This window comes from Seonamhaeicola sp. MEBiC01930, assembly GCF_045277075.1.
Taxonomy (GTDB): domain Bacteria; phylum Bacteroidota; class Bacteroidia; order Flavobacteriales; family Flavobacteriaceae; genus Seonamhaeicola.
On sequence record NZ_CP104270.1, the window covers coordinates 1,526,703 to 1,548,514 of the forward strand.

Sequence of the window (21,812 nt, forward strand, 5' to 3'; positions counted from 1 at the left end):
CAGAAGTAGGAAGCTCACCATATATAACACATTAATTATGAATTTCAATAATATTCAAACTGAATATGATAATGGCATTACTGCCATTACCATAAACCGTCCAAAAAAATTAAACGCCTTAAATCAAGAAACTATCAATGAATTGCACCATGCATTTAAGGATGCTGACTTGGATGAAAACACTAAGGTTGTTATTGTAACTGGAAGCGGTGAAAAGGCTTTTGTTGCGGGTGCTGATATTAGCGAATTTGCTGATTATAATGTTGAAGAAGGTGAGTACTTAGCAGCAAATGGGCAAAAAATACTTTTTGACTTTGTTGAAAATCTTTCTACACCTGTAATAGCAGCAGTAAATGGTTTTGCGCTAGGTGGTGGTTTAGAGTTAGCTATGGCGTGTCATTTTAGAGTAGCTAGTGATAATGCTAAAATGGGCTTGCCAGAAGTATCACTTGGTGTTATTCCTGGTTATGGTGGTACGCAACGCTTAACGCATTTAGTCGGTAAGGGGCGTGCTATGGAATTAATTATGACTGCTGGTATGATTGATGCCAACAGGGCTTTTAGTTATGGTTTGGTAAATCATGTTACTACACAAGAAGAGTTATTACCACTTTGTAATAAAATAGCTTTAAAAATAACCCAAAACTCTTCTGTAGCTATTTCCGGTGCTATTAAAGCGGTTAATTCAAGTTTTAAAGATGGTATTAATGGTTTTGAAGTTGAAATTAAAGAATTTGGTAGATGCTTTGGAACAGAAGATTTTGCTGAAGGTACCACCGCCTTTTTAGAAAAACGAAAAGCGGATTTTCCTGGAAGATAATTTCAAGGTTCCATTTGACAGCTTCGTGTATAATTCCGTAGGTTAAAATCCGATTAGGATTTCCCAAGAACAAATTGAAACAAGATAAAGGCAAGGAAAACATCTTTTTTAGACAATATTATGTATTAGTAGTTTTTTATTTACTCCCTTGTAAAGAAGTGATATTTGAACTACTATTTTTTCCCATGTTTTCTGTAAAGATTATCTGTGGCTTGTAATAGTTTTTTCTTTAAGTTTTTATCAAGTGTTGGATTTGAATTAATGTAGTCTTTTACCATAAGATAAGCTTCTTTAGAATTATATTGGCCAATAGTATTATTTAACCATCCTAGTGGGAAAAAAATATCTCCTGTTTGTTGAATTTCTTCAAGAATTTCCAGACTCATTTCTACAGATTTAATTCCTTCATTTTGTTTCAGAGGATGATGAATATACCATGCTGCTGTTAATGTCCAATTTTCTTTTTCTCTGTTTTTAGGATCTTTAAATGATTTAAAAAATGCTGTTCTTATCTCAGGATCAGGATCTAACGCAGGTATTAAAAACTCAAATCGTTTTATTTTATCAGCATTGGTAAGCTCTGACTTAGATTTTGCTAATATCTCCTTTGACTTATGATGACCAAACAGTGCTAATTGTTGTCCCAAATAGGTATAATCGTCTTGGTTTAAAGTTAGATTATTTATAGTTTCTTCTTTACTCCAAATCCTATAAAGTTTTTCAATTCCAGATTTAGAATGTGCAATGGATTTATAACTATTAAAGAGCGATTTTTTGATGTTTTTGGATTCATTCTGTTGAAGTCTGTTATAGATTAGTTGTTCTAATTTAGGCAGGTGAGCGAGACGTTGTTCATGTGTGAATGAATTCCAATATAGATTAGTTAATTGCGCAGAAATTATTTTTAAAATTAGTTCATTGAGCTCTGTTTCCAGTCCTATTTTGAGATTTTCAAAAGCAATCGTATTATTAATTGTTCCATTAAGAGTGTTTTCATAAATGTTTAGATAAGATTGCGCTCTTGAAACTTCTTCTTTTATTGAAAAGGTTTGTTTTATAACTGCATCATTAACTGGAAATACCCCATACCCATACCCATCGCTATTATACAAGATATACATGGGTTTTGGAGCTCCAATAGCTTGCGCTATTTCTATGCTCTTTGCATTGCTTAGCACAGGAATTGTAACAATTTTATTCGGGTATACAAGGCTAATATCAAAAGATTGAGGCCAAAATTTTGATGAGCCATCTTCTGCATTTTGAGTAAGAATAAATTGTTTAATGTTATTGGTGTTATCAAATTGAATATCTTCATGAAATACAGGTCTTCCAGTTGAGTTAACCCATACATCACTCCAAGTTTGTAAATCAAGATCTGTTTTTTTATCAAGAATAGTTATTAATTGATTCCAGTCGGCATTACTATTTGCATAGGTGGAAACATATTCTCTAATCCCTTCTTTAAAGTTTGTTTTCCCTATTGATAACTCTAACTGACGCATCATAATAGGGGCTTTATTATATATAATACTTCCATAAAGTGATCCTGCATTATTAAGATTGTCCAATTCTTGCCGAATTGCATTCGCGCCTTGTGTACGATCAACTCCATAGGCCCTTGGATAATGTGATATTAAAAATTGAAGGTCATGATTGATATCAGTGAAAACAGGATTTACAATTTTATCTGCCATAAAATTAGCGAATACTTCTTTCATCCATACATCATTGAACCATTGCATTGTCACTAGATTTCCAAACCACATATGTGCCGTTTCATGTGCAATAAGTTTTGCTCTAGATAATTCTTGTGAGCGAGTAGCACTTTTATCTAAAAATAAACTGGACTCTCTATATTGTATCGCACCTGTGTGTTCCATCCCTCCATACTGAAATCCTGGGATAGTTGCAAAATCAAATTTTTGAAATGGAAACTGATATTGAGTGTAGTTTTCTAAAAAATCTAAAGAAGATTGGTGCAAATTAAAAATAGCTGATGTACTTGTCTTAATTTTTTCTTCATTGGTTTCTCTATAAAGCATATTCATGGTACGATCTGTTTCTTGAGAGTTAACTGCTGTAAACTTTCCAGCTACAAAAGAGAACAAATAGGTGCTCATTTTATTAGATTTTTCAAATTGATAAGTTATCGATTCTTTGTGGGTGCTTTTTCTAATAATTGGAGCTGCACATAGAACCTCCCAGCTTTTTGGAGCAGTAATACTAAGCCTATAATTAGCTTTGATGTTTGGTTGATCGAAACATGGAAATAATGTTCTGGCGCGGTCAGGAACTAATAATGTATACAGAAAATCGCTATTTCTATTTAAAGATAATTCACCAGCTATAAAATCAATTTCTATAGTGTTTAATCCCAATTGTAAAGATTCTTTAGGAATTATGATGTGTTCTTTAATGTGAGTTATAGCAATTGGTTTTTCATTAACAATAATGTTTTTTAACGCCGATGATTGTTCTTTAAAATCTAAATAAAGTGGATGAGTAAGATGATTTATATTAGTTTCCAAAACAAGGTTAGCTACTATGGGCAGTTCTTTTTCTTTTGGAATGTTAAAAGATAAATGATAAACAACATCTTGTACCTGCGTACTTCGATAGTTTGCCAAGTCTAATGAAACTCCAGTACTGTTAAATAATAAAGGTTCTTTAGGAGTTTTTGTACAAGAAATACAATAAAGTAGCGCAAATATGTATAATAAAGATTTAGTCAAAGTGTTTTTGGATATGTAAGATTATCTTTTGCTAAGTTTAATATGAAATAATTTCAATGTTTTATATCTACTGATTAAACGAAGGTAGCAGAAAAATGGTACAAAGTCAAATTGTTAATAACCCATAATTCCTTTAACATTTACAAGCTTAAATTCTCAGTAATTTTAAGTGGTCAGGTATACTCAAACACTTTGTAAATTTTAAAAATATGAACCCCAAATCTGTTATAAAGGGACGTGGAGCCCAGCTCAATGTCCCTAACCGTTTCTTCGATTTAAATCACGAAATGCGTGAAGATTTCCTTGAATATTGCCAAAAAGAAGGTGAAAAAGCCGATAAAAATAAAACGCGTTATATAGAAGTATTTCCAAAAACCATAGTCAATAAAGTAACCAGTCCGGATGTGGGTATGATGTATTCTATGAATGCCTACCAAGGTTGTGAACATGGTTGTATTTACTGCTATGCTCGTAACACACATGAATATTGGGGTTATAGTGCTGGTTTAGACTTTGAACGTAGAATTTTGGTTAAAAAAGAAGCACCTATATTGTTAGAGAATCAATTAAAAAAGAAAAGTTGGCATGCACAAACTATTGTAATGTCTGGCAATACAGATTGCTACCAACCTGCAGAACAGATTTATAATATTACAAGACGATGCTTAGAGGTGTTTTTAAAATATAAACATCCGGTAGGCATTATTACAAAAAATACATTGATTTTACGTGATTTAGAGATTGTAAGAGCATTAGCAAAGGACCATTTAATTGCAGTTAATATATCAATAACATCTTTAAGTGAAAATACACGGCGTATTTTAGAGCCTAGAACAGCAACCATAAAAAAACGTTTAGAAACTGTTAAAATTTTAAGTGAAAATGGCGTTCCTGTTAACGTAATGATTGCACCTATAATTCCTTCAATAAACAGTCATGAAATTTTGGCTTTAGCCAAAGCAGCTTCAGAGCATGGTGCTTTGTCTATTGGACACACAATAGTGAGGTTAAATGGGGCTATTGGCGAAATATTTAGAGATTGGATTAAAAAAACAATGCCAGATAGGGCAGATAAAGTTTTACATCAAATAGAGAACTGCCACGGAGGAAGTTTAAACGATTCTAGGTATGGAAAAAGAATGCGAGGAGAGGGTAAAATAGCAGAGCAAATTAATAATCTTGTTAAAATGGGGCAACGAAAATATTTTAAAGACAAAAAAATGCCCAAACTTAATACAACACTTCATGAGTTGCATAAAGATGGACAATTAAAATTGTTTTAGTGCTATTTTAAGCTTTAAAAGCTAAAACCTTTTTGTTGGAATTAAAGATTTTTAGGTGTTTTAAATCTAAAAATTTTCTGGTTTTGTTTAAAGGTTTCTCGTTTCTAATTTGGTTGCAATGGTAGGCTTGTGAAATAAACATAATCAATAGTTTTTATAATGGGTTTATAATCATATTCAGTTCAAAAATAAAACACTTTTAGGTTATATAAAACATTGAATTTGATAAGTTTATGTTCTAAATTAGCATGTTGTTTGAAATTTTTTTTTAAAGTTAAAATGTATTGGTATTTAAAACAAAAAAGCGGGCTTAAAAGCCCGCTTCAGCAAAACTAAATTAAATAATGGGTTATTAATTGTTAATGTATTTGGTAAGTTCTTTGTTATTAAAGTTAAATACTATTTTGTAACTACCTGTCTCTAACTTAAAAACGCGTTCAATATTTTGAATACCTTTAATAGTTTCTTTATAAACTATTTCAGAAGAACTATCATAGTAAAGTGCATGCACACTTATTTTCAAAGGTTCTAAATCTAGAGCAAGTTGAGAAATATAAATCAAACCATTTTCTTCTCTCACAAATGGTTTATAGATTGTAGTCTCTTTTTCTTTGTTGAAGGTTACTTTGTTAGATTTAACAGTAAATGGAATAGTTTTAATTTCTATTTCCTTGTCTAGTTCAAAGAAATAACTTCCATCAGGTAATTCGGTTAAATCAAAACCTTTTGTATAAATACCTGATTGTTTAATCATTTCCTTATATAGCGTGATACCGTGATCATCTTTAATAGAAAGAAGGTTACCCTCTTTTACATCCTCAATTGTTAATGCAGTTGCTTTTAAATCTTTTTTAAAGTTTTTAATAGAAACTTCATTTGCGAAACCCATAACCGTAGCTAATATGGCTACCATTAAGATTCCTTTTTTGGTGTTTGTTAATACGTTTTTCATGATTTGGTGTTTTTAACGTTTTACATTACAAATATATAATAGGAAAAAAACTTATAAAACATTGATATTCACCGATTTATATGCTAAATTATCTGTTATTTTTAGGATAACTTTAGGTTAAGTTAATAGGGTTTATGGCATGGTTAATTTCACATATATTTAAGAGATCATGCTTTTAGCCAAAATAAAGGTCAAAAAAAAAGTGGGCCACCACAGCCCACTTTACCAACTAAACTAAATAAGACATTAAACTAGTTATTAATGTATTTTGTATATGTTTTATCATTAGAGTTAAATACAATCTTGTAGTTTCCTCTTTCTAATTTTAAAACACGTTCTATATTTTCTTTACCTTTAATGGTTTCAGTGAATAATAATTCAGAAGCACCACTACTGTATAAACCATATACATTTATTTTTAATGGCTCTAATTCTGGGGCAAGCTTGGTAATGTAAACTAAATCGTTATGTTTTTGAACAAATGGTTTAAAAATAATAGTCTCCTTATCTTTATCAAAGACTGCAATGTTAGACTTTACATTAAACGGAATAGTTTTAATTGTTATGTCTTTATCTAATTCAAAGAAATAACTGCCATCAGGTAATTCTGTTAAATCAAACCCTTTAGTATAACTACCAGATTGTTCAATAATTTCTGTATAAAGGGTACTACCATTAATGTCTTTAATAGAAAGAAGGTTACCTTCTTTTACATTATTAATAGTTAATGCGGTAATTCTTAAATCTCTTCCGTCAATTTCATTAGCGAAACCCATAACCGTAGCTAACATGGCTACCATTAAAATTCCTTTTTTTGTGTTGTTTAATACGTTTTTCATGATTTGGTGTTTTTAACGTTTTACACTACAAATATATAGTAGGGAATAAATTTATAAAACATTGATATTCACTAATATATGTGCTAAATTATCTGTTATTTTTATGATATGTTTAGGTAAAGTTAATTGGGTTTATAGCATGGTTAATTTCACATATATTTTGAGAGATCATGGTTTTACCAAAAATAAGGGCAAAAAAAAGTGGGCCACCACAGCCCACCTTACCAACTAAACTAAATAAGACATTAAACTAGTTATTAATGTATTTTGTATATGTTTTATTATTAGAGTGAAATACAATTTTGTAGTCTCCTTTGTCTAATTTTAAAACACGCTCTATATTTTCTTTACCTTTAATAGTTTCAGTGAATAGTAATTCAGAGGCACCTCCACTATATAGGCCATATACATTTATTTTTAATGGCTCTAACTCAGGGGCAAGTTTGGTGATGTAAACTAAATCATTGTCCGTTTTAACAAAAGGCTTAAAAATAATAGTTTCCTTTTCTTTATTAAAGGTTGCAATATTTGATTTAACCGTAAATGGAATAGTTTTAATTTCTATATCCTTGATTAATTCAAAGAAATACTTTCCATCAGGTAATTCTGTTAAATCAAACCCTTTTGTATAGCTACCAGATTGTTCAATAGTTTCTGTATATATTATACTACCATTAATATCTTTAATAGATAGAAGGTTACCTTCTTTTACATTATTAATAGTTAATGCAGTAACTTTAAAATCTCTTCCGTCAATTTCATTAGCGAAACTCATAACCGTAGCTAACATGGCTACCATTAAAATTCCTTTTTTTGTGTTGTTTAATACGTTTTTCATAATAAGCGTTTTTTAACGTTTTATACTGCAAATTTATGTTGGATTCTTAATTTACAAAACACTGAAATTCGCCAATTTATATTCTAAATTACCTGTTAACTTATTGTTAATTTTATGTTAGGTTAAAATACCATAATATTGAGGTAATAATATATAAATTATGGTCTATAGAATCTATTAATAAAGTAAGTAGAGTTTAAATAGTTTACAAACATTTGGGTAAAAAAAAGTGGGCCACCACAGCCCACTTTACCAACTAAACTAAATAAGACATTAAACTAATTATTAATGTATTTTGTATGAATTTTTTATATTAAATTAAAAAAGGTTATTAATATTTCCTGTTTTAATTTCTTTATATACTTGATTAATAACTACACAGCAAAGATAAGATGGATATACAGCTGTAAAAACATCAATTTTAGCCATTTTGTATGCTATATTAACCATTAACCATATGTTAAATAACTGTTAAGTTAAAATAACATACAATAATATCAATAACATATACAATGTATGCATAATATATTGTAATTTTGTATTTAAATGTTACCCGCTATGATAACTAAGAAACCTACATTCAAGAAGTTGTCACCAACGTTTGGTAATTCCATAATGGTGAAACAACATAACGACAAATTAGATAGAGGTGAAATGTTTTGGCATTTTCACCCTGAAATTGAACTTATTTATATTAATAGAGGTCAAGGAAAGACACATATTGGTAATCACTTATCATATTTCAATAATAGCCAGTTAATTTTGATAGGATCAAATTTACCACATAATGGATTTACCGATAGGCTAACCGCGGCTGGTGTTGAAACTACTATTCAGTTTAGCCCTGATTTTTTAGGAGAAGATTTTCTTAATAATGTACAAGAGGCATCAGCCATAGCAGCTCTATTTGAAAAGGCCAAAAGTGGTATTAAGTTTAATAGAACTGCCAAAGATGTAGTTGGTACTAAAATAGAAGAATTAGAAAGTTATACTGGATTTGATAGAGTTTTAAAACTTTTAGAAATTTTGCATTACTTGTCAAAAACTAGTGATTACACTATTTTAAATGCCGATGGCTTTGTGTTTGAAACAGAACCGCAGGATACTGATAAAATTAAGACGGTATATAAATATGTTAACGCCAATTTTAAGGAGCATATAGCTTTAGATGATATTGCTGATAAGGTAAGTATGACAGTACCGGCGTTTTGCAGATATTTTAAAAAGACTACGGGAAAAACCTTTACACAAATGGTTAATGAAATAAGAATTGTACACGCTACCAAATTGCTTAATGAAAGTAAAATGAGTATTGCTGATGTATGCTTTGAATGTGGTTTCAATAACTTCTCTCATTTCAATAAGCAATTTAACGAAGTAATAGGCAAGAGTGCTTCAAATTATAGAAAAGAAATAAAGCAAATTATAAGCTAAATAAAGCTTATTCAAAAAAAAATTAAGAAAGATGTTCAACAAGAGAAATGAACATCTTTTTTTATTTTATAAAAGTTGTAAGTATTTTTAATGAAATTTGTGAATGTTTTAATCTAAAACTAATTTCTGTATGAAAAATGTATTTATTATAACCTTAATAGTTTTATGCTTTTGGAAAACTAGTTTAGCGCAAGAGGTTGTAATAATTGATGCTTTTGTTTTAGAAAAAAACACCAATAAACCATTGCCATATGTTAATATAGGTTTTTTAGCTAAAAGTGTTGGAACTGTGAGTGATGAAAACGGAAAATTTCAATTAGAATACAGTGAAGATAACATAGGAGAATTAGAAGTTTTACAGTTCTCTTCTTTAGGGTATAAAACATTACAAATAAAAGCTTCTAATTTGTTTTCCAAATTAGCAACAACTAATAAAATATTTTTAGAACCCCAAAATTTTAGTTTAGATAAAGTTATAATTACCCCAGAAGAAAGAGAGAAGAAGCAAGTAGGGGGTTTAGATTTTAATGGCTATACAATAGGTTATTGGAAAGATGGTATTGCTTTGGGAGGAGAAATAGCAACTAAAATTAGAATAAACAAAAAGAATTCTAAATTATTAGATTTAAAATTAAGGGTGCTTGAAAATAGATCTGATAGTGTAAAGCTAAGAGTTAATGTTTATGATTCCCAAAAAAAATTACCAAATAAAAATTTATTAAATACCAATATTTTCCATATTGTAAAAAAGGGTAAACGTATTGATACTATTGATTTAAGACCTTATAACATAAAAGTGGATGACGATATTATTGTTAGTATTGAATTGGTTGAAGTTTATGGAAATGATATTGGCTTCGTTATTGCCGGTACCGATTCTGGAACAACTTACACAAGGTATATTAGTCAAGATAATTGGAAGGTAATCAAAGATGCTAAAATGGCATTTAAGCTAAATACTTCATTCCCTAAGAGAAAGGCTGAAATTGTGAAAAGAATTGCGCCAAAAAAAATAACTATTCTATGGGATACCTCTGCTTCTATGATGTATAATAGGGATGCATATAAAGAAATAGATTTTTTAAAAGCGTATTTTAATAAATTAAAAAATGTATCGGTAAAGGTTGTAAGATTCAGCAATGAAATAGATGATAGTAAGGTATTCGATATTAATAATGGTAATGTGGAATTACTTATAAATTATTTAAAGAATTCTTATTACGAAGGTGCTACTAACATTTCTAGTCTAGAATTAAATGATTTAGGTATAGCAGATGCTATTTTATTATTTTCAGATGGCTTTTCTACATTAGCAAATAACAATGATGAATTAGAAAGTCCTGTTTTTTGTTTTAGTTCTTCTAAAAATGCAAATCATAATAAATTACAGAGTATTTCTTTAAAAACCGAGGGTTACTACATTAACTTATTTAATACCTCAATAACTTCTGCTTTAAAAATTTTGGAGTTTGATGTGGAAGATAGAGCAATTTACACATTGGATAATGAAGGCAAAAATGGTAATGTTTATGGTAAAGTATTTACTGATACTACTTTGATTGAAGGTGTTTCAATTAATGTAAAGGGTTCCTTTAATGAAGTTTTAACTAATAAGGAGGGGGCTTATTCAATTTCGGCAAATTATGGAGATGTTTTGTTGGTAAATTATTTTGGAGTTGAACAGAAAGAGGTACAAGTTTCTAATAAAAAAAACATAAACATTGAACTTGAATTTGAAGGTGAGATGTTAGACGAAGTAAATATTGAAACTATAAAAGAAAAGAGAGATTCCTTGTCGCAAATTGCTAGAAATGCTAATAGGAACGATGGTTATTCTTCATATTTTCTTAAAGGTGATGATATCAGTCCTTCTGATATTTATTTGGCTGATGTACTGCGTAAAACTCCTGGGGTTAATGTTTCAGGGCCTTCCTTAAATCCAAAAATATGGATTAGGGATAGAAGAATTACTCCGGCCATTTTTGTTGATGGAATTGAAACTCTAAACATTTTATCTATTTCCCCACAAAATATTGCCTCAATTTTAGTTCTTAAATCTTTTGCAGCCACTAATAGGTTTGGGTCTATCGCTGCAGGGGGAGCTATAATGATAGTTACTAAAACAGCAATAAATAGAAGTTCAAATAAATTAGAAAACAGGTATTTAAGTACAGATAATGATTATGATAGCAGTAAGTTATTAGCAAAAACAAATGCTACATATTCAAAATATATAAATGAATTAAATTCAGCTTCCTCTTTTAAAGAAGCCCTAGACATTTATAAAAAGCAAAAACATAGCTTAGATCAACCTTCTATCTCATTTTATTTTGACGCATCAGAATATTTTGAAAGGTGGGATTCTAAAACGGCATTTAAAATTTTGACCAGCATTGCTGATATAGCTTATAATAATGCTAAAGCATTAAAAACATTAGCATATAAATTAGAAGCGTTGAATAAATATGAAGAGGCTAAATATATTTACAAAAGAATATTAAAATTAAACCCTAAAAAGGCTCAATCTTATAGAGATTTGGCTTTAATTTATCAAAATACAGGAGAATTTAATGAGGCAATGCTATTATATAAACAAATGCTTTTTGGGGTCATTGAAGGTGTTGATTTCTCTGGTTTAAAAGATGTATTGGTTAATGAGCTTAGACACTTAGTTTTATTACATAAATCTGAAGTTGTTTATAGAGATTTGCCTTCAGATATTTTGAGTATAAACTTTAAGCAAGACATGCGTTTGGTTTTTGAATGGAATAATCCATTGGCAGAGTTTGAAATTCAATTTGTAAATCCAAATAACAAGTATTTTACCTGGGAGCTTTCTGAGTTTTCAAAAAAAGAACGTTTATTAGATGGGTTAAAGAATGGGTATCATGTAGAGGAGTTTTTTATAGATGATGCAGAAAATGGCAAATGGGTAATAAATATTAAAAATCTAAAAAAAGAAGAAACCCTTACACCTTGTTATTTAAAATATACGGTGTTTAAAAACTTTGCAAAACCAAATGAAAGTAAGACTGTTAGAGTAATAAAACTATTTGAACAACATAAAGAAGCAACATTAGATGAATTTATGTATTCATCTAATTAAACATTGCCGTTCCACTCTTCGTAAAACTGTTTTAAATACTCTTCCATAAAAACATGTCTTTTTGCTGCCAATAGCTTACCTGTTCCTGTATTCATTCGGTCTTTTAATAGAAGTAATTTTTCGTAAAAATGGTTAATTGTTGGAGCAGTTGAAGATTTATATTCTTCTTTAGACATGCTAAGATTAGGCTTAATATCTGGATTGTAAAGTTGGCGGTTCTTAAAACCACCATAATTAAAACACCTTGCTATTCCTATAGCACCAATGGCATCTAATCTATCGGCATCTTGAATAACATCTAGTTCAACAGATTTAAATTTCTGAGCTTCATTACCCCCTTTAAAGGAAATGTTTTCAATAATTTTAACAACATGTTCAATGACTACAGAATCTACATTTTGTTTAAATAAAAACTCACGTGCTATATTAGGGCCAACTGTTTCGTCTCCATTATAAAATTTACTGTCGGCAATATCATGTAATAAAGCACCCAAAGACACAATTAATATATCAACTGGTTCTTTTTTTGCAATTAATAAGGCATTTTTATAAACTCTTAAAACATGAAACCAATCATGACCTCCTTCTGCATCGGAAAGGCTTTCTTTTACAAAAGTTTTAGTTTTATTAATTAGTTCTTCTGAAGTCATAAGAATATAAAAATAGAAAAGTATTTTATTTCTTGAAAACTGCTGCTATTTTAAGGTTTGAAATAATTACTTAGAAACCGCTGGTTGTACCCATTTAAATTGATAAGAGTTTTCAGGAATTTTTATGCGATCAGATAAGCGATACATTCTAGCTGGAAGCTTCATAAGGTAATCACGTGCTTTTTCTGCCTCATCTGTAAGGTTTGTAATCTTATCAATTTCCCATCTATCAATAAGTTTTTGTAAAATGTCAACATAGTCTGTAGAAGTATAAACTCCAATACGCTGTGCAGTGTTAGAAAACTCTTCAAAAGCGGTACTTATTGCGTTTCCAGATTCTCTTAAAAAATGTGCTGGCATTGTTATTTTTTGTTTCATCATATAATGAAATGCTAACATCATTTCACTTGGGTCAACTTTAAATATACGCTCTACAAATTCTGAATATGCATGATGATGACGCATTTCATCTCCGGAAATAATCTGACACATTTTGCCTAAAGCTTTATTTCCACTTTTTCTTGCAATTTTAGCAACTCTATTATGTGAAATATAAGTAGCTAATTCTTGAAAACTAGTGTATACAAAATTTTTATAAGGGTCTCTATCTGTTCCAATATCAAAACCATCTGCAATAAGGTATTGTGTGGTTTTTTCTATTTCTTTCATATTTACCCTTCCAGATAAATAAAGATATTTATTAAGTACGTCACCATGTCTGTTTTCTTCAGCAGTCCAGTGTTTAACCCATTTGCTCCAACCATTACCTCCATTTTTTACTTGGTCAACACCTTCAACTTCCATTAACCAAGATTCATAAGTAGGCAGTGCCTCTTCAGTGATCATATCTCCAACTAAAACTACCCAAAAGTCATAAGGCAACTCCTTTGAGAGTTCTTGAATTTCCTTTATTTCTTCAAAAAAAGTGTCCTTTTCTGAATTTGGAAGAAAATCTGTTGGTTGCCATATATTTTCTATTGGCAATAAATATTTATCCATTAAGGATGAAATATCTTTTTCCAAAAACTGCATAACTTCTAACCTTACATTTTTTAATGCCATAATATATTTTAATGATGTATATCTGCTTTTATTGTAGATTCTATAGAGCTAATAAGCTCAGATTTATCTTTATAATCTTTAACTATCAATGGTTTATGAACTTTAAACTTTATATGAGTTCCTAGCCCCATGGGGAATGTACCATAACGTTGCATTTTCCAAGAATTATTTATTGAAATAGGAACTACTAAAGCTGATGGGATTTTTTTAAATAAAATCTCTAAGCCTTTAGTTTGGAAAGCCTTTGGAGCACCATTTTTACTACGTGTGCCTTCAGGGAAAATAACGGCAGCTCGTTTATTGGTTTCAATATATTCTCCAAATTTCATAATGGCAGGTAATGACTGTCTTGGGTTTTTCCTATCAATTAAAACAGAACCACCATGACGCAAATTGTATGATACACTAGGAATGCCTTTACCCAATTCCATTTTACTTATAAATTTAGTATGATGTCTTCGCATATACCACATAATAGGTGATATATCATACATGCTCTGATGATTGGCAACAATAATTAAAGGTGTATTTAGTGGAATATTTTGCCCATTTTTAAAAGATACTCTTGTGCCTAATATTTTTGTACAATGAACCAAAAAAAACTGTAAAAAATCAACACTTTTTTTATGGGCTTTATACCCAAAAACGTTGAAACAAAACCATTGGATAGGATGAAATATAACCAGTATAATTAGAAAACAAGTGTAGTAAAGAACACTTACAGGATATGATAAAATTTTTAACATGCCCAAAAATAGCGTAATGCTAATAACAAACAAAAAAAGCCATGATTAAATCATAGCTTTTTAATTATTTTTCAATCTTATGATTAACAATGCTCATTATAAGCATCAATCAAGTTTTCTGCTATCAATTCAGCAGGTCTTCCTTCAATATGGTGGCGTTCTAACATATGTACTAATTCGCCATTTTTAAATAAAGCCATACTTGGAGAACTTGGAGGAAACGGAATCATAAATTCTCTTGCTCTTGCTACAGCATCTTTATCAACACCCGCAAAAACGGTTACAATATTATCTGGTTTATTATCATTTTGTAAACTCATTCTTGCTCCTGGTCTTGCATTTGCCGCAGCACACCCGCAAACAGAGTTTACCACTACTAATGTAGTGCCTTCTTTAGCCAAAGCAGCTTCAACCGCTTCAGGTGTGTGTAATTCTTCAAAACCAACATTTGTTAAATCTTCACGCATTGGTTTTACTAATTCTGCTGGATACATATCTTTAAAATTTAATTTTGTGCATTAATAAAGTGCAAAGTTAATTAAAAACATGGCAATATTTATTATGGCATTCCCTTATAATTCTTATAGTATTATAAGGTCAGGCTATCACTATTCGCTACCCAATTTTGGGTGAGCTCAAACATACCGCTCTATCCTTAATGCCAACTTAATTTGGCTGTAAAGTAAATTCCATAACTTCTGGTATAACATGGCATTCATCTGCGCTTACCTCAATTGGGTCACTCACATAAGTTTGATAATTAGATGAGGTAACAGTAATAACATACATACCAGCGCGTTCACCAGCTCCATAAAAGGAATCTATACCTAAGGTTAGGGTTTCCTCGTAAGCACCATCAGTAACCACAACAGTAACATCATCTGTAATTTTATTGAAATTGGAAGCATCAATTAAGGTGATGTTTAGTCCATATACGTATTCTAAGGTGCAAACAATACCATTCATATCGTCATCAGATTTACATCCTGTAAGGTTTAAAGCAAGTACAAAAAGTACAATAATATATTTGGGTTTCATTGTGTTTTATTTTTAGATGATAAAAATTGTATTGGGTTGCGTAACAAAAATTAAAAACATTTAACTAACAATAGTATATTTGAACACAAATAAAGAAATTAATACATGAGTTTTTCAAAATGGATAGGCGGAGCCTTAGGATGGTCTTTTGGTGGGCCAATAGGCGCCATTATAGGTCTTGCTATAGGAAGTGTTATTGATTCAATGAATGGTGGAGATACACTTTTAGGAGAGGGTAAACGTAAAAGAGGAACCACATATAGAAGCAGACCACAGCGCCCCCAAACACAATCGGGTGATTTTGAGGTAAGTTTACTTGTTTTGGCATCCATAGTGATAAAGGCAGATGGTGTGCAAGACCAGAGAGAGTTAGATTATGTGCGTCAGCAATTTTCCAATATGTATGGCAAAGAGCGCGCAAATCATGCTTTCCAATTATTTAAAGGTATAAGTAAACAAAAGATTTCTAAAAGACAGGTATGTTTACAAATTAAGCAAATGATGGATCACCCTTCACGTTTGCAATTAATGCACTTTTTATTTGGTATTGCAAAGGCAGACGGTATTGTTACACAAGATGAAGAACGTGAAATTCAAATTATGGCAGGTTATTTAGGGATTAATGCACGAGATTATGAAAGTATAAAGGCTATGTTTTATAGTAGTAGTGATAATGCTTATACTGTATTAGAACTTAAAAAAGGAGCTTCAGTAGATGATATAAAAAAAGCCTACCGTAAAATGGCCAAAAAATATCACCCGGATAGAGTAATTCACTTAGGCAAAGAACACCAAAAAGGTGCTGAAGAAAAATTTAGGCAAGTACAAGAAGCTTATGAACATTTACAGAAGGAATTGAGGTTTTAGATAATAAAATTGTATCTTATTACTTGTTATCCCTATAAAACCTCAAAGTGTCACTTAGGTGACATTTAAGTGGCGTGTAAAAAACAAAGGTGTTGATTTAGCTTTGTACCAACAAAAACCTAAGTAATGAAAACACAATCAATTAGCGAAAACCTTCTTTATCAAAGAAAATTAAAAGGGTATACCCAAGAAGACTTATCTGATAAATCTTCGGTAGGTGTACGAACAATTCAACGTATAGAAAAAGGTGAGGTGCAACCTCATTTACAAACTGTTAAGTTATTAGCTATTGGTCTTGATGTAAATTTAGAAGATCTCATAGTTTTAGAAAATCCTAACGAAGAAGTTCTTGAACGTAAGTGGATGTTTTTATTACATGCATCTCCATTTTTAGGTCTAATTATCCCCTTTGCAAATATTTTGTTTCCCTTATTTTTATGGATTCATAAATCTGGGGATAACAAGACTTATGATAAGCATGGACGGGCAATATTTAATTTTCATTGCACCATTATGTTATTATTTTTTGTCTCATTATTGGCTTTTTTTCCTTTTCCAGGTTTCAACTTTTTTGGAACAGCGGCAGTGGTTTTATATGGGTTAGTAGTAAGTATAATTGGCATCCGTACTGCTTTAAGTAAAGGCACTTGTTATTACCCTTTATCAATTCCTTTTATGAAAGTTAAACTTGGTTAATTTTTATCAATATTCATTAGTCATTAAAAAATACTGAACCAATTATTCTAAAACTAAAGCAAATAAAAAAGCCAACTAAATACTTTAGTTGGCTTTTTTATATTTTTCTAAAAGTATTTTAGTTAGAAAAAACTTCTTTACTAGTGTAAATTTTTGTGTCGTTACCTTTATCAAATACATACACTAATTTATCATCAGAATTCATATATACAGAAGCTAGTTTCCAACCTTCGCTTTTTGTAGCATCTAAAAGGCATTTACGAACATCAGGATTATTTAAATTTAAATTAGAATTTTTAATGGTGTCAGCGTTTGCATCAATAGAAAATGACAGCATAACAACTGCTAGTAATACATGTAATTTTTCATCATAGAAAGGGTTTTAAATTCGGCACAAATCTATGATAAAGCCTAAAAATCCTTGAAAATAATAGTTGATTGCTCTTTCTTAACGGTTAACTCAATAGTTCTCCCAAAAATAAGAGCTCTATTGTCTTTTTCATGACCAGAAGGCATATTAAACGCAACAGGGAAATTATAATCAGAAAGCACGTCTAAAATAAGTTGCTCTATAGAAACACCCCATTTTGTAGTGTTATTTTTTAGTTTGGTTATGTCACCAATTACAACGCCTTTGCAGTTATTAAAATAGCCGGCACGTTTTAAACTTTGAAGCATGCGGTCTATATGATATTTGTATTCGCCAATTTCCTCAATAAACAATATTTTACCAGTAGTATTAATACTTGTTGTAGACCCTAACATGGTGTGTAGTATAGTTAAATTACCGCCCACTAACGGCGCTATAACTTCTCCAGATTTGTTATATGGAGAGCCATCTAAATTATAACTTAGTATTTCACCAAATAGGCCTCTTTTAAAAGTGTTTATGGTTTCTTTAATTGTTTCAGGATCATCTTGAAGACTTGTACACATCATGGCGTGAATAGATTGTATACCCAAATTATGTACCTCATTATGAATAGCTGTTATATCACTATATCCAATTATCCATTTAGGATTTTTTTTAAACGAAGACCAATCCAAATTATCTAAAATTCTTACTGCACCATAACCGCCTCTTGCACACCAAATAGCTTTAATTTTTGGATTGTCTAAAGCATTTTGAAAGTCTTCACATCGTTCATCGTCAGTACCTGCAAAATGATTGTTCTGATTAAAAATATGTGTTCCAACAACAGCATATAACCCCCAGCTTTTTAATAGGGATTTGGCCTTATTAATTTCTACTATTCTATTCTTTAAAATTCCTGATGGAGCCACTATGGCAACTGTATCTCCTGTTTTTAAAAATGGTGGCTGTTTCAAAGTTTTTTGTTGTTTATAGGTGATTTCATTTTGGGCTATAGCTTGGTTTCTTCCAAAGATCAAGGAAGCACAAAACACGCATAAAATGAGTAGGTTTCTAGACATATTGTAAATGTACATTTTTTTTCCAAATAGCCTTCAAATTGTGTACTTTTGCGGCTTAGTAATAGAATCAATTTACGTCATTCTGAGCTTTTATAAAAGTGTGAGAATCTTTTTAACAGATTGTTACATGGTTTTACCTCCTCAAAATGACAAATTAAAATTTTATGAGTCAACCAAAAAGATATACCGTAACAACAGCACTACCTTATACCAACGGACCAATTCATATTGGGCATTTAGCCGGTGTGTATGTGCCTGCAGATATTTATGTGCGTTATTTGCGTTTAACAGGAAATGATGTAGCGTTTATTGGAGGGAGTGATGAACACGGTGTTCCTATTACTATTAAAGCAAAAAATGAAGGCGTTACTCCTCAAGATATTGTAGATAAATATCATGCTATTATTAAAAAATCTTTTGAAGATTTTGGAATTACTTATGATAATTATTCGCGTACTACGGCACCAATTCATCATAAAACGGCATCTGATTTTTTTAAAAATTTACATGAAAAGGGAGAGTTTATAGAAGAAACTTCCGAACAGCTGTATGATGAGGAAGCCAACCAGTTTTTAGCTGATAGATTTGTTATTGGTACATGTCCTAAATGTGGAAATGAAGAAAGTTATGGCGATCAATGTGAAAACTGCGGAACAAGTCATAATGCAACAGATTTAATAAATCCTAAATCTGCAATAACTGGAAATACACCAACTTTAAAACAAACAAAACATTGGTTTTTACCTTTAGATAAACACGAAGATTTTTTAAAAGAGTGGATTTTAAAAGGGCATAAAAAAGATTGGAAACCAAACGTATATGGGCAAGTAAAATCTTGGATAGACGATGGATTACGCCCAAGAGCAGTAACTAGAGATTTAGATTGGGGAATTCCTGTACCTGTTGAAGGAGGCGAGGGAAAAGTATTATACGTGTGGTTTGATGCACCTATTGGATATATTTCTTCTACCATAGAATGGGCTCAACGCGAAGGAAAAGATTGGGAGCCATATTGGAAAGACAAAGACACTAAGCTGGTGCATTTTATAGGAAAGGATAATATTGTTTTTCATTGTATCATATTCCCGTCTATGCTAAAGGCAGAAGGTAGTTATATTTTACCGGAAAACGTACCAGCAAATGAGTTTTTAAATTTAGAAGGAAATAAATTATCAACTTCAAAAAATTGGGCAGTTTGGTTGCCAGAGTATTTAGAAGATTTCCCTGGTCAGCAAGATGTATTACGCTATGCTTTAAATGCAAATGCACCAGAAACTAAGGATAACGATTTTACTTGGAAAGATTTTCAAGCCAGAAATAATAACGAGTTGGTTGCCATTTTCGGAAACTTTATTAACCGGGTTGTGGTGTTAACCAACAAATATTATGATGGAGTAGTACCAACTCCAAGTGAATTTACGCAAATAGATGAAGAAACTTTGGCAGCGGTAAAAGCTTACCCTAATGTAATAGCAAGTTCTATTGAGCGTTACCGTTTTAGAGAAGCGGGACAAGAGTTAATGAACTTAGCTAGATTAGGTAATAAATATTTAGCTGATGAAGAGCCTTGGAAAATGATAAAGGTTGATGAAAATAGAACGCAAACTATAATGTATGTGGCACTTCAAATAGCCGGTGCATTATCTGCATTATGTGAACCATTTTTACCATTTACCGCTGAAAAACTTAAAAACATACTTAACGTCAGTTCAAGTGATTCAACAAAGGAGATTAATATCGAGAACTCTTGGAATGACATTTCAACCAAAGACGTATTGTTACCTGCTGCTCATCAAATAGGGAAAGCAGAATTGTTGTTTTCTAAAATTGAAGATAAAACCATTCAGGAACAATTAGATAAGCTAGAAGCAAGCCGTAAAGCTAATGAAGCAGCTAATAAAAAAGTAGAACCACAAAAGGATACTATTACTTTTGAAGATTTCACAAAACTGGACCTTAGAGTAGGCACTATTCTTGAAGCTGAAAAAATGCCAAAAACTAAAAAACTTTTAAAGTTAAAGGTTGATACTGGAATTGATACGCGTACCATAGTTTCAGGAATAGCAGAAAGCTTTTCAGCAGAAGAAGTTGTTGGAAAACGTGTTACTGTATTAGTGAATCTAGCTCCTAGAGCCTTAAGAGGGGTAGAAAGTCAAGGGATGATTTTGATGACGGAAACGCCCGAAGGTAAATTGGTATTTGTAAATCCTGATGATTCCTCAGTGGCAAATGGGCTTCAGATAAGTTAGTTTATCTAACAACCAATTTTTTTATCTCCACCTTATCATATTCATCAATAACTTGTAGAATATAAATACCAGTTTTAAGATAAGATACGTCAATTTTGATGATGCTTTTATTAAACAGGTAAATTGCAGCGCGTTTACCTAAAACGTTTATAAATTCAACAGATTTAATTTTGTTGACACCTAAAATATACAATTCGTTTTCTACAGGGTTTGGGTGACATTTAAAAACCGAATTTATTTTTGATATGGGAGTCTGAATGTTTTGTTGTGCTGATAACTCGAAGTATGATAATATAGATAACAATGCAATGAGTAAAGTTTTCATATGGGTATTTTAATTATGGGGTTATATAACAACGGATAATGTAGGTGTTAAATTATACTTTGGCACATTTTAGGTGGTTTAAACTAAACATAAACAATTTATTTATCTTTGAAATTACTTAACTTTACTAAAAAGAAAAATATGTTATCAAAATCAATAGAAGAAGCATTAAATAATCAAATAAGAATTGAAGCAGAGTCTTCTCAAATTTATTTAGCCATGGCGTGTTGGGCAGAGGTTAAGGGCTTAGAGGGAGTAGCTGGTTTTATGTATGCTCAGTCTGATGAAGAAAGAGAGCACATGCTTAAATTGGTGAAATTTGTAAATGAACGTGGTGGTCATGCAAAAGTTTCTGCTTTAAAGGCACCAGATGTTACTTTTATTTCCTTTAAAGATATGTTTGAATTGTTATTGAAACATGAAATGTTTGTGTCTCAAAGTATCAATGAGTTAGTGCATATTACACTTCAAAAGAGAGATTATGCCACACATAACTTCTTACAATGGTATGTGTCTGAACAAATTGAAGAAGAGGCTGTAGCACGTACTATTCTTGATAAAATAAATCTTATTGGCGATGATAAAGGTGGTTTGTATCTATTTGATAGAGACATTGAAAACCTCACTGTTAGTACCGCTGCACAAGATCCTGCCGCTGGTGCTTAATTTTAACATTTAATCTTATTTAGATTTAATAAAAATAAAGTATATTTGCCCGATATTTGAAATTAGCTATTC

The 21,812-nt window shown here is 31.0% G+C and carries 21 protein-coding genes; 8 read left to right on the forward strand and 13 right to left on the reverse strand.

Annotated elements, in window-relative coordinates:
- Nucleotides 1–37: 37 nt before the first annotated feature.
- On the forward strand, nt 38–820 hold the full coding sequence (locus tag N1F78_RS06655; RefSeq protein WP_406685401.1) for an enoyl-CoA hydratase/isomerase family protein: 783 nt from the start codon (nt 38–40) through the stop codon (nt 818–820).
- A gap of 173 nt (nt 821–993) precedes the next feature.
- Here the strand turns inward: N1F78_RS06655 and N1F78_RS06660 are convergent, their stop codons facing one another.
- Nucleotides 994–3,555 (reverse strand): M1 family metallopeptidase, encoded by a 2,562-nt coding sequence (locus N1F78_RS06660; protein ID WP_406685402.1) that lies wholly within the window; start codon nt 3,553–3,555, stop codon nt 994–996.
- Between the two features lie 209 nt (nt 3,556–3,764).
- On the opposite strand from N1F78_RS06660, the gene N1F78_RS06665 reads away from it, so the two are divergent.
- Complete coding sequence (locus N1F78_RS06665) at nt 3,765–4,838, forward strand: PA0069 family radical SAM protein (protein ID WP_406685403.1); 1,074 nt, start codon at nt 3,765–3,767, stop codon at nt 4,836–4,838.
- A 352-nt stretch (nt 4,839–5,190) separates the two neighbouring features.
- Here N1F78_RS06665 and N1F78_RS06670 read toward each other — a convergent pair whose 3' ends face one another.
- The 4 genes from N1F78_RS06670 to N1F78_RS06685 all read right to left on the reverse strand — a co-directional run bounded on the left by N1F78_RS06670 (nt 5,191) and on the right by N1F78_RS06685 (nt 7,917).
- The gene (locus N1F78_RS06670; protein ID WP_406685404.1) at nt 5,191–5,790 is read right to left on the reverse strand and encodes a hypothetical protein; all 600 of its coding nucleotides are present in this window, start codon (nt 5,788–5,790) and stop codon (nt 5,191–5,193) included.
- A gap of 251 nt (nt 5,791–6,041) precedes the next feature.
- Entirely contained in the window at nt 6,042–6,629 is a 588-nt protein-coding gene (locus N1F78_RS06675; RefSeq protein WP_406685405.1) for a hypothetical protein, read from the reverse strand.
- A 250-nt stretch (nt 6,630–6,879) separates the two neighbouring features.
- Nucleotides 6,880–7,467 (reverse strand): hypothetical protein, encoded by a 588-nt coding sequence (locus N1F78_RS06680; RefSeq protein ID WP_406685406.1) that lies wholly within the window; start codon nt 7,465–7,467, stop codon nt 6,880–6,882.
- Between the two features lie 318 nt (nt 7,468–7,785).
- Complete coding sequence (locus tag N1F78_RS06685) at nt 7,786–7,917, reverse strand: hypothetical protein (protein WP_406685407.1); 132 nt, start codon at nt 7,915–7,917, stop codon at nt 7,786–7,788.
- Nucleotides 7,918–8,025: 108 nt separating this feature from the next.
- Between N1F78_RS06685 and N1F78_RS06690 the strand changes: the two genes are divergently transcribed.
- Nucleotides 8,026–8,901 (forward strand): AraC family transcriptional regulator, encoded by an 876-nt coding sequence (locus N1F78_RS06690; protein ID WP_406685408.1) that lies wholly within the window; start codon nt 8,026–8,028, stop codon nt 8,899–8,901.
- Between the two features lie 130 nt (nt 8,902–9,031).
- Complete coding sequence (locus N1F78_RS06695) at nt 9,032–12,007, forward strand: carboxypeptidase-like regulatory domain-containing protein (RefSeq protein ID WP_406685409.1); 2,976 nt, start codon at nt 9,032–9,034, stop codon at nt 12,005–12,007.
- Here N1F78_RS06695 and N1F78_RS06700 read toward each other — a convergent pair.
- The 5 genes from N1F78_RS06700 to N1F78_RS06720 all read right to left on the reverse strand — a co-directional run bounded on the left by N1F78_RS06700 (nt 12,004) and on the right by N1F78_RS06720 (nt 15,503).
- Nucleotides 12,004–12,657, reverse strand: a complete 654-nt coding sequence (locus tag N1F78_RS06700; protein WP_406685410.1) for an HD domain-containing protein — start codon at nt 12,655–12,657, stop codon at nt 12,004–12,006. The two genes, N1F78_RS06695 and N1F78_RS06700, sit on opposite strands and share 4 nt — an antisense overlap.
- Before the next feature lie 66 nt (nt 12,658–12,723).
- The gene (locus N1F78_RS06705; protein WP_406685411.1) at nt 12,724–13,719 is read right to left on the reverse strand and encodes an acyl-ACP desaturase; all 996 of its coding nucleotides are present in this window, start codon (nt 13,717–13,719) and stop codon (nt 12,724–12,726) included.
- Between the two features lie 8 nt (nt 13,720–13,727).
- Entirely contained in the window at nt 13,728–14,465 is a 738-nt protein-coding gene (locus N1F78_RS06710) for a lysophospholipid acyltransferase family protein (protein ID WP_406685412.1), read from the reverse strand.
- 83 nt (nt 14,466–14,548) lie between these two features.
- Nucleotides 14,549–14,959 carry a BrxA/BrxB family bacilliredoxin gene (locus N1F78_RS06715; protein WP_406685413.1) on the reverse strand — a complete coding sequence of 137 codons (411 nt, stop codon included), beginning with the start codon at nt 14,957–14,959 and terminating at the stop codon, nt 14,549–14,551.
- Between the two features lie 172 nt (nt 14,960–15,131).
- Complete coding sequence (locus tag N1F78_RS06720) at nt 15,132–15,503, reverse strand: hypothetical protein (protein WP_406685414.1); 372 nt, start codon at nt 15,501–15,503, stop codon at nt 15,132–15,134.
- Nucleotides 15,504–15,608: 105 nt separating this feature from the next.
- Here N1F78_RS06720 and N1F78_RS06725 point away from each other — a divergent pair, with 105 nt between their 5' ends.
- Nucleotides 15,609–16,370, forward strand: coding sequence for a TerB family tellurite resistance protein (locus N1F78_RS06725; RefSeq protein ID WP_406685415.1), 762 nt, complete (start codon nt 15,609–15,611; stop codon nt 16,368–16,370).
- Between the two features lie 126 nt (nt 16,371–16,496).
- A complete protein-coding gene (locus N1F78_RS06730; RefSeq protein ID WP_406685416.1) occupies nt 16,497–17,066 on the forward strand; it encodes a DUF4870 domain-containing protein in 570 nt (189 codons plus the stop codon).
- A gap of 118 nt (nt 17,067–17,184) precedes the next feature.
- Here N1F78_RS06730 and N1F78_RS06735 read toward each other — a convergent pair whose 3' ends face one another.
- Nucleotides 17,185–17,403, reverse strand: coding sequence for a hypothetical protein (locus tag N1F78_RS06735; RefSeq protein ID WP_406685417.1), 219 nt, complete (start codon nt 17,401–17,403; stop codon nt 17,185–17,187).
- 74 nt (nt 17,404–17,477) lie between these two features.
- Nucleotides 17,478–18,515 carry an LD-carboxypeptidase gene (locus N1F78_RS06740; RefSeq protein ID WP_406685418.1) on the reverse strand — a complete coding sequence of 346 codons (1,038 nt, stop codon included), beginning with the start codon at nt 18,513–18,515 and terminating at the stop codon, nt 17,478–17,480.
- Nucleotides 18,516–18,664: 149 nt separating this feature from the next.
- On the opposite strand from N1F78_RS06740, the gene metG reads away from it, so the two are divergent.
- On the forward strand, nt 18,665–20,749 hold the full coding sequence (gene metG / locus N1F78_RS06745; RefSeq protein ID WP_406685419.1) for a methionine--tRNA ligase: 2,085 nt from the start codon (nt 18,665–18,667) through the stop codon (nt 20,747–20,749).
- Between the two features lies 1 nt (nt 20,750).
- On the opposite strand, the gene N1F78_RS06750 is transcribed toward metG, so the two are convergent.
- Nucleotides 20,751–21,074, reverse strand: a complete 324-nt coding sequence (locus N1F78_RS06750) for a T9SS type A sorting domain-containing protein (protein WP_406685420.1) — start codon at nt 21,072–21,074, stop codon at nt 20,751–20,753.
- A 141-nt stretch (nt 21,075–21,215) separates the two neighbouring features.
- On the opposite strand from N1F78_RS06750, the gene N1F78_RS06755 reads away from it, so the two are divergent.
- A complete protein-coding gene (locus N1F78_RS06755) occupies nt 21,216–21,740 on the forward strand; it encodes a ferritin (protein ID WP_406685421.1) in 525 nt (174 codons plus the stop codon).
- Nucleotides 21,741–21,812: the final 72 nt, after the last annotated feature.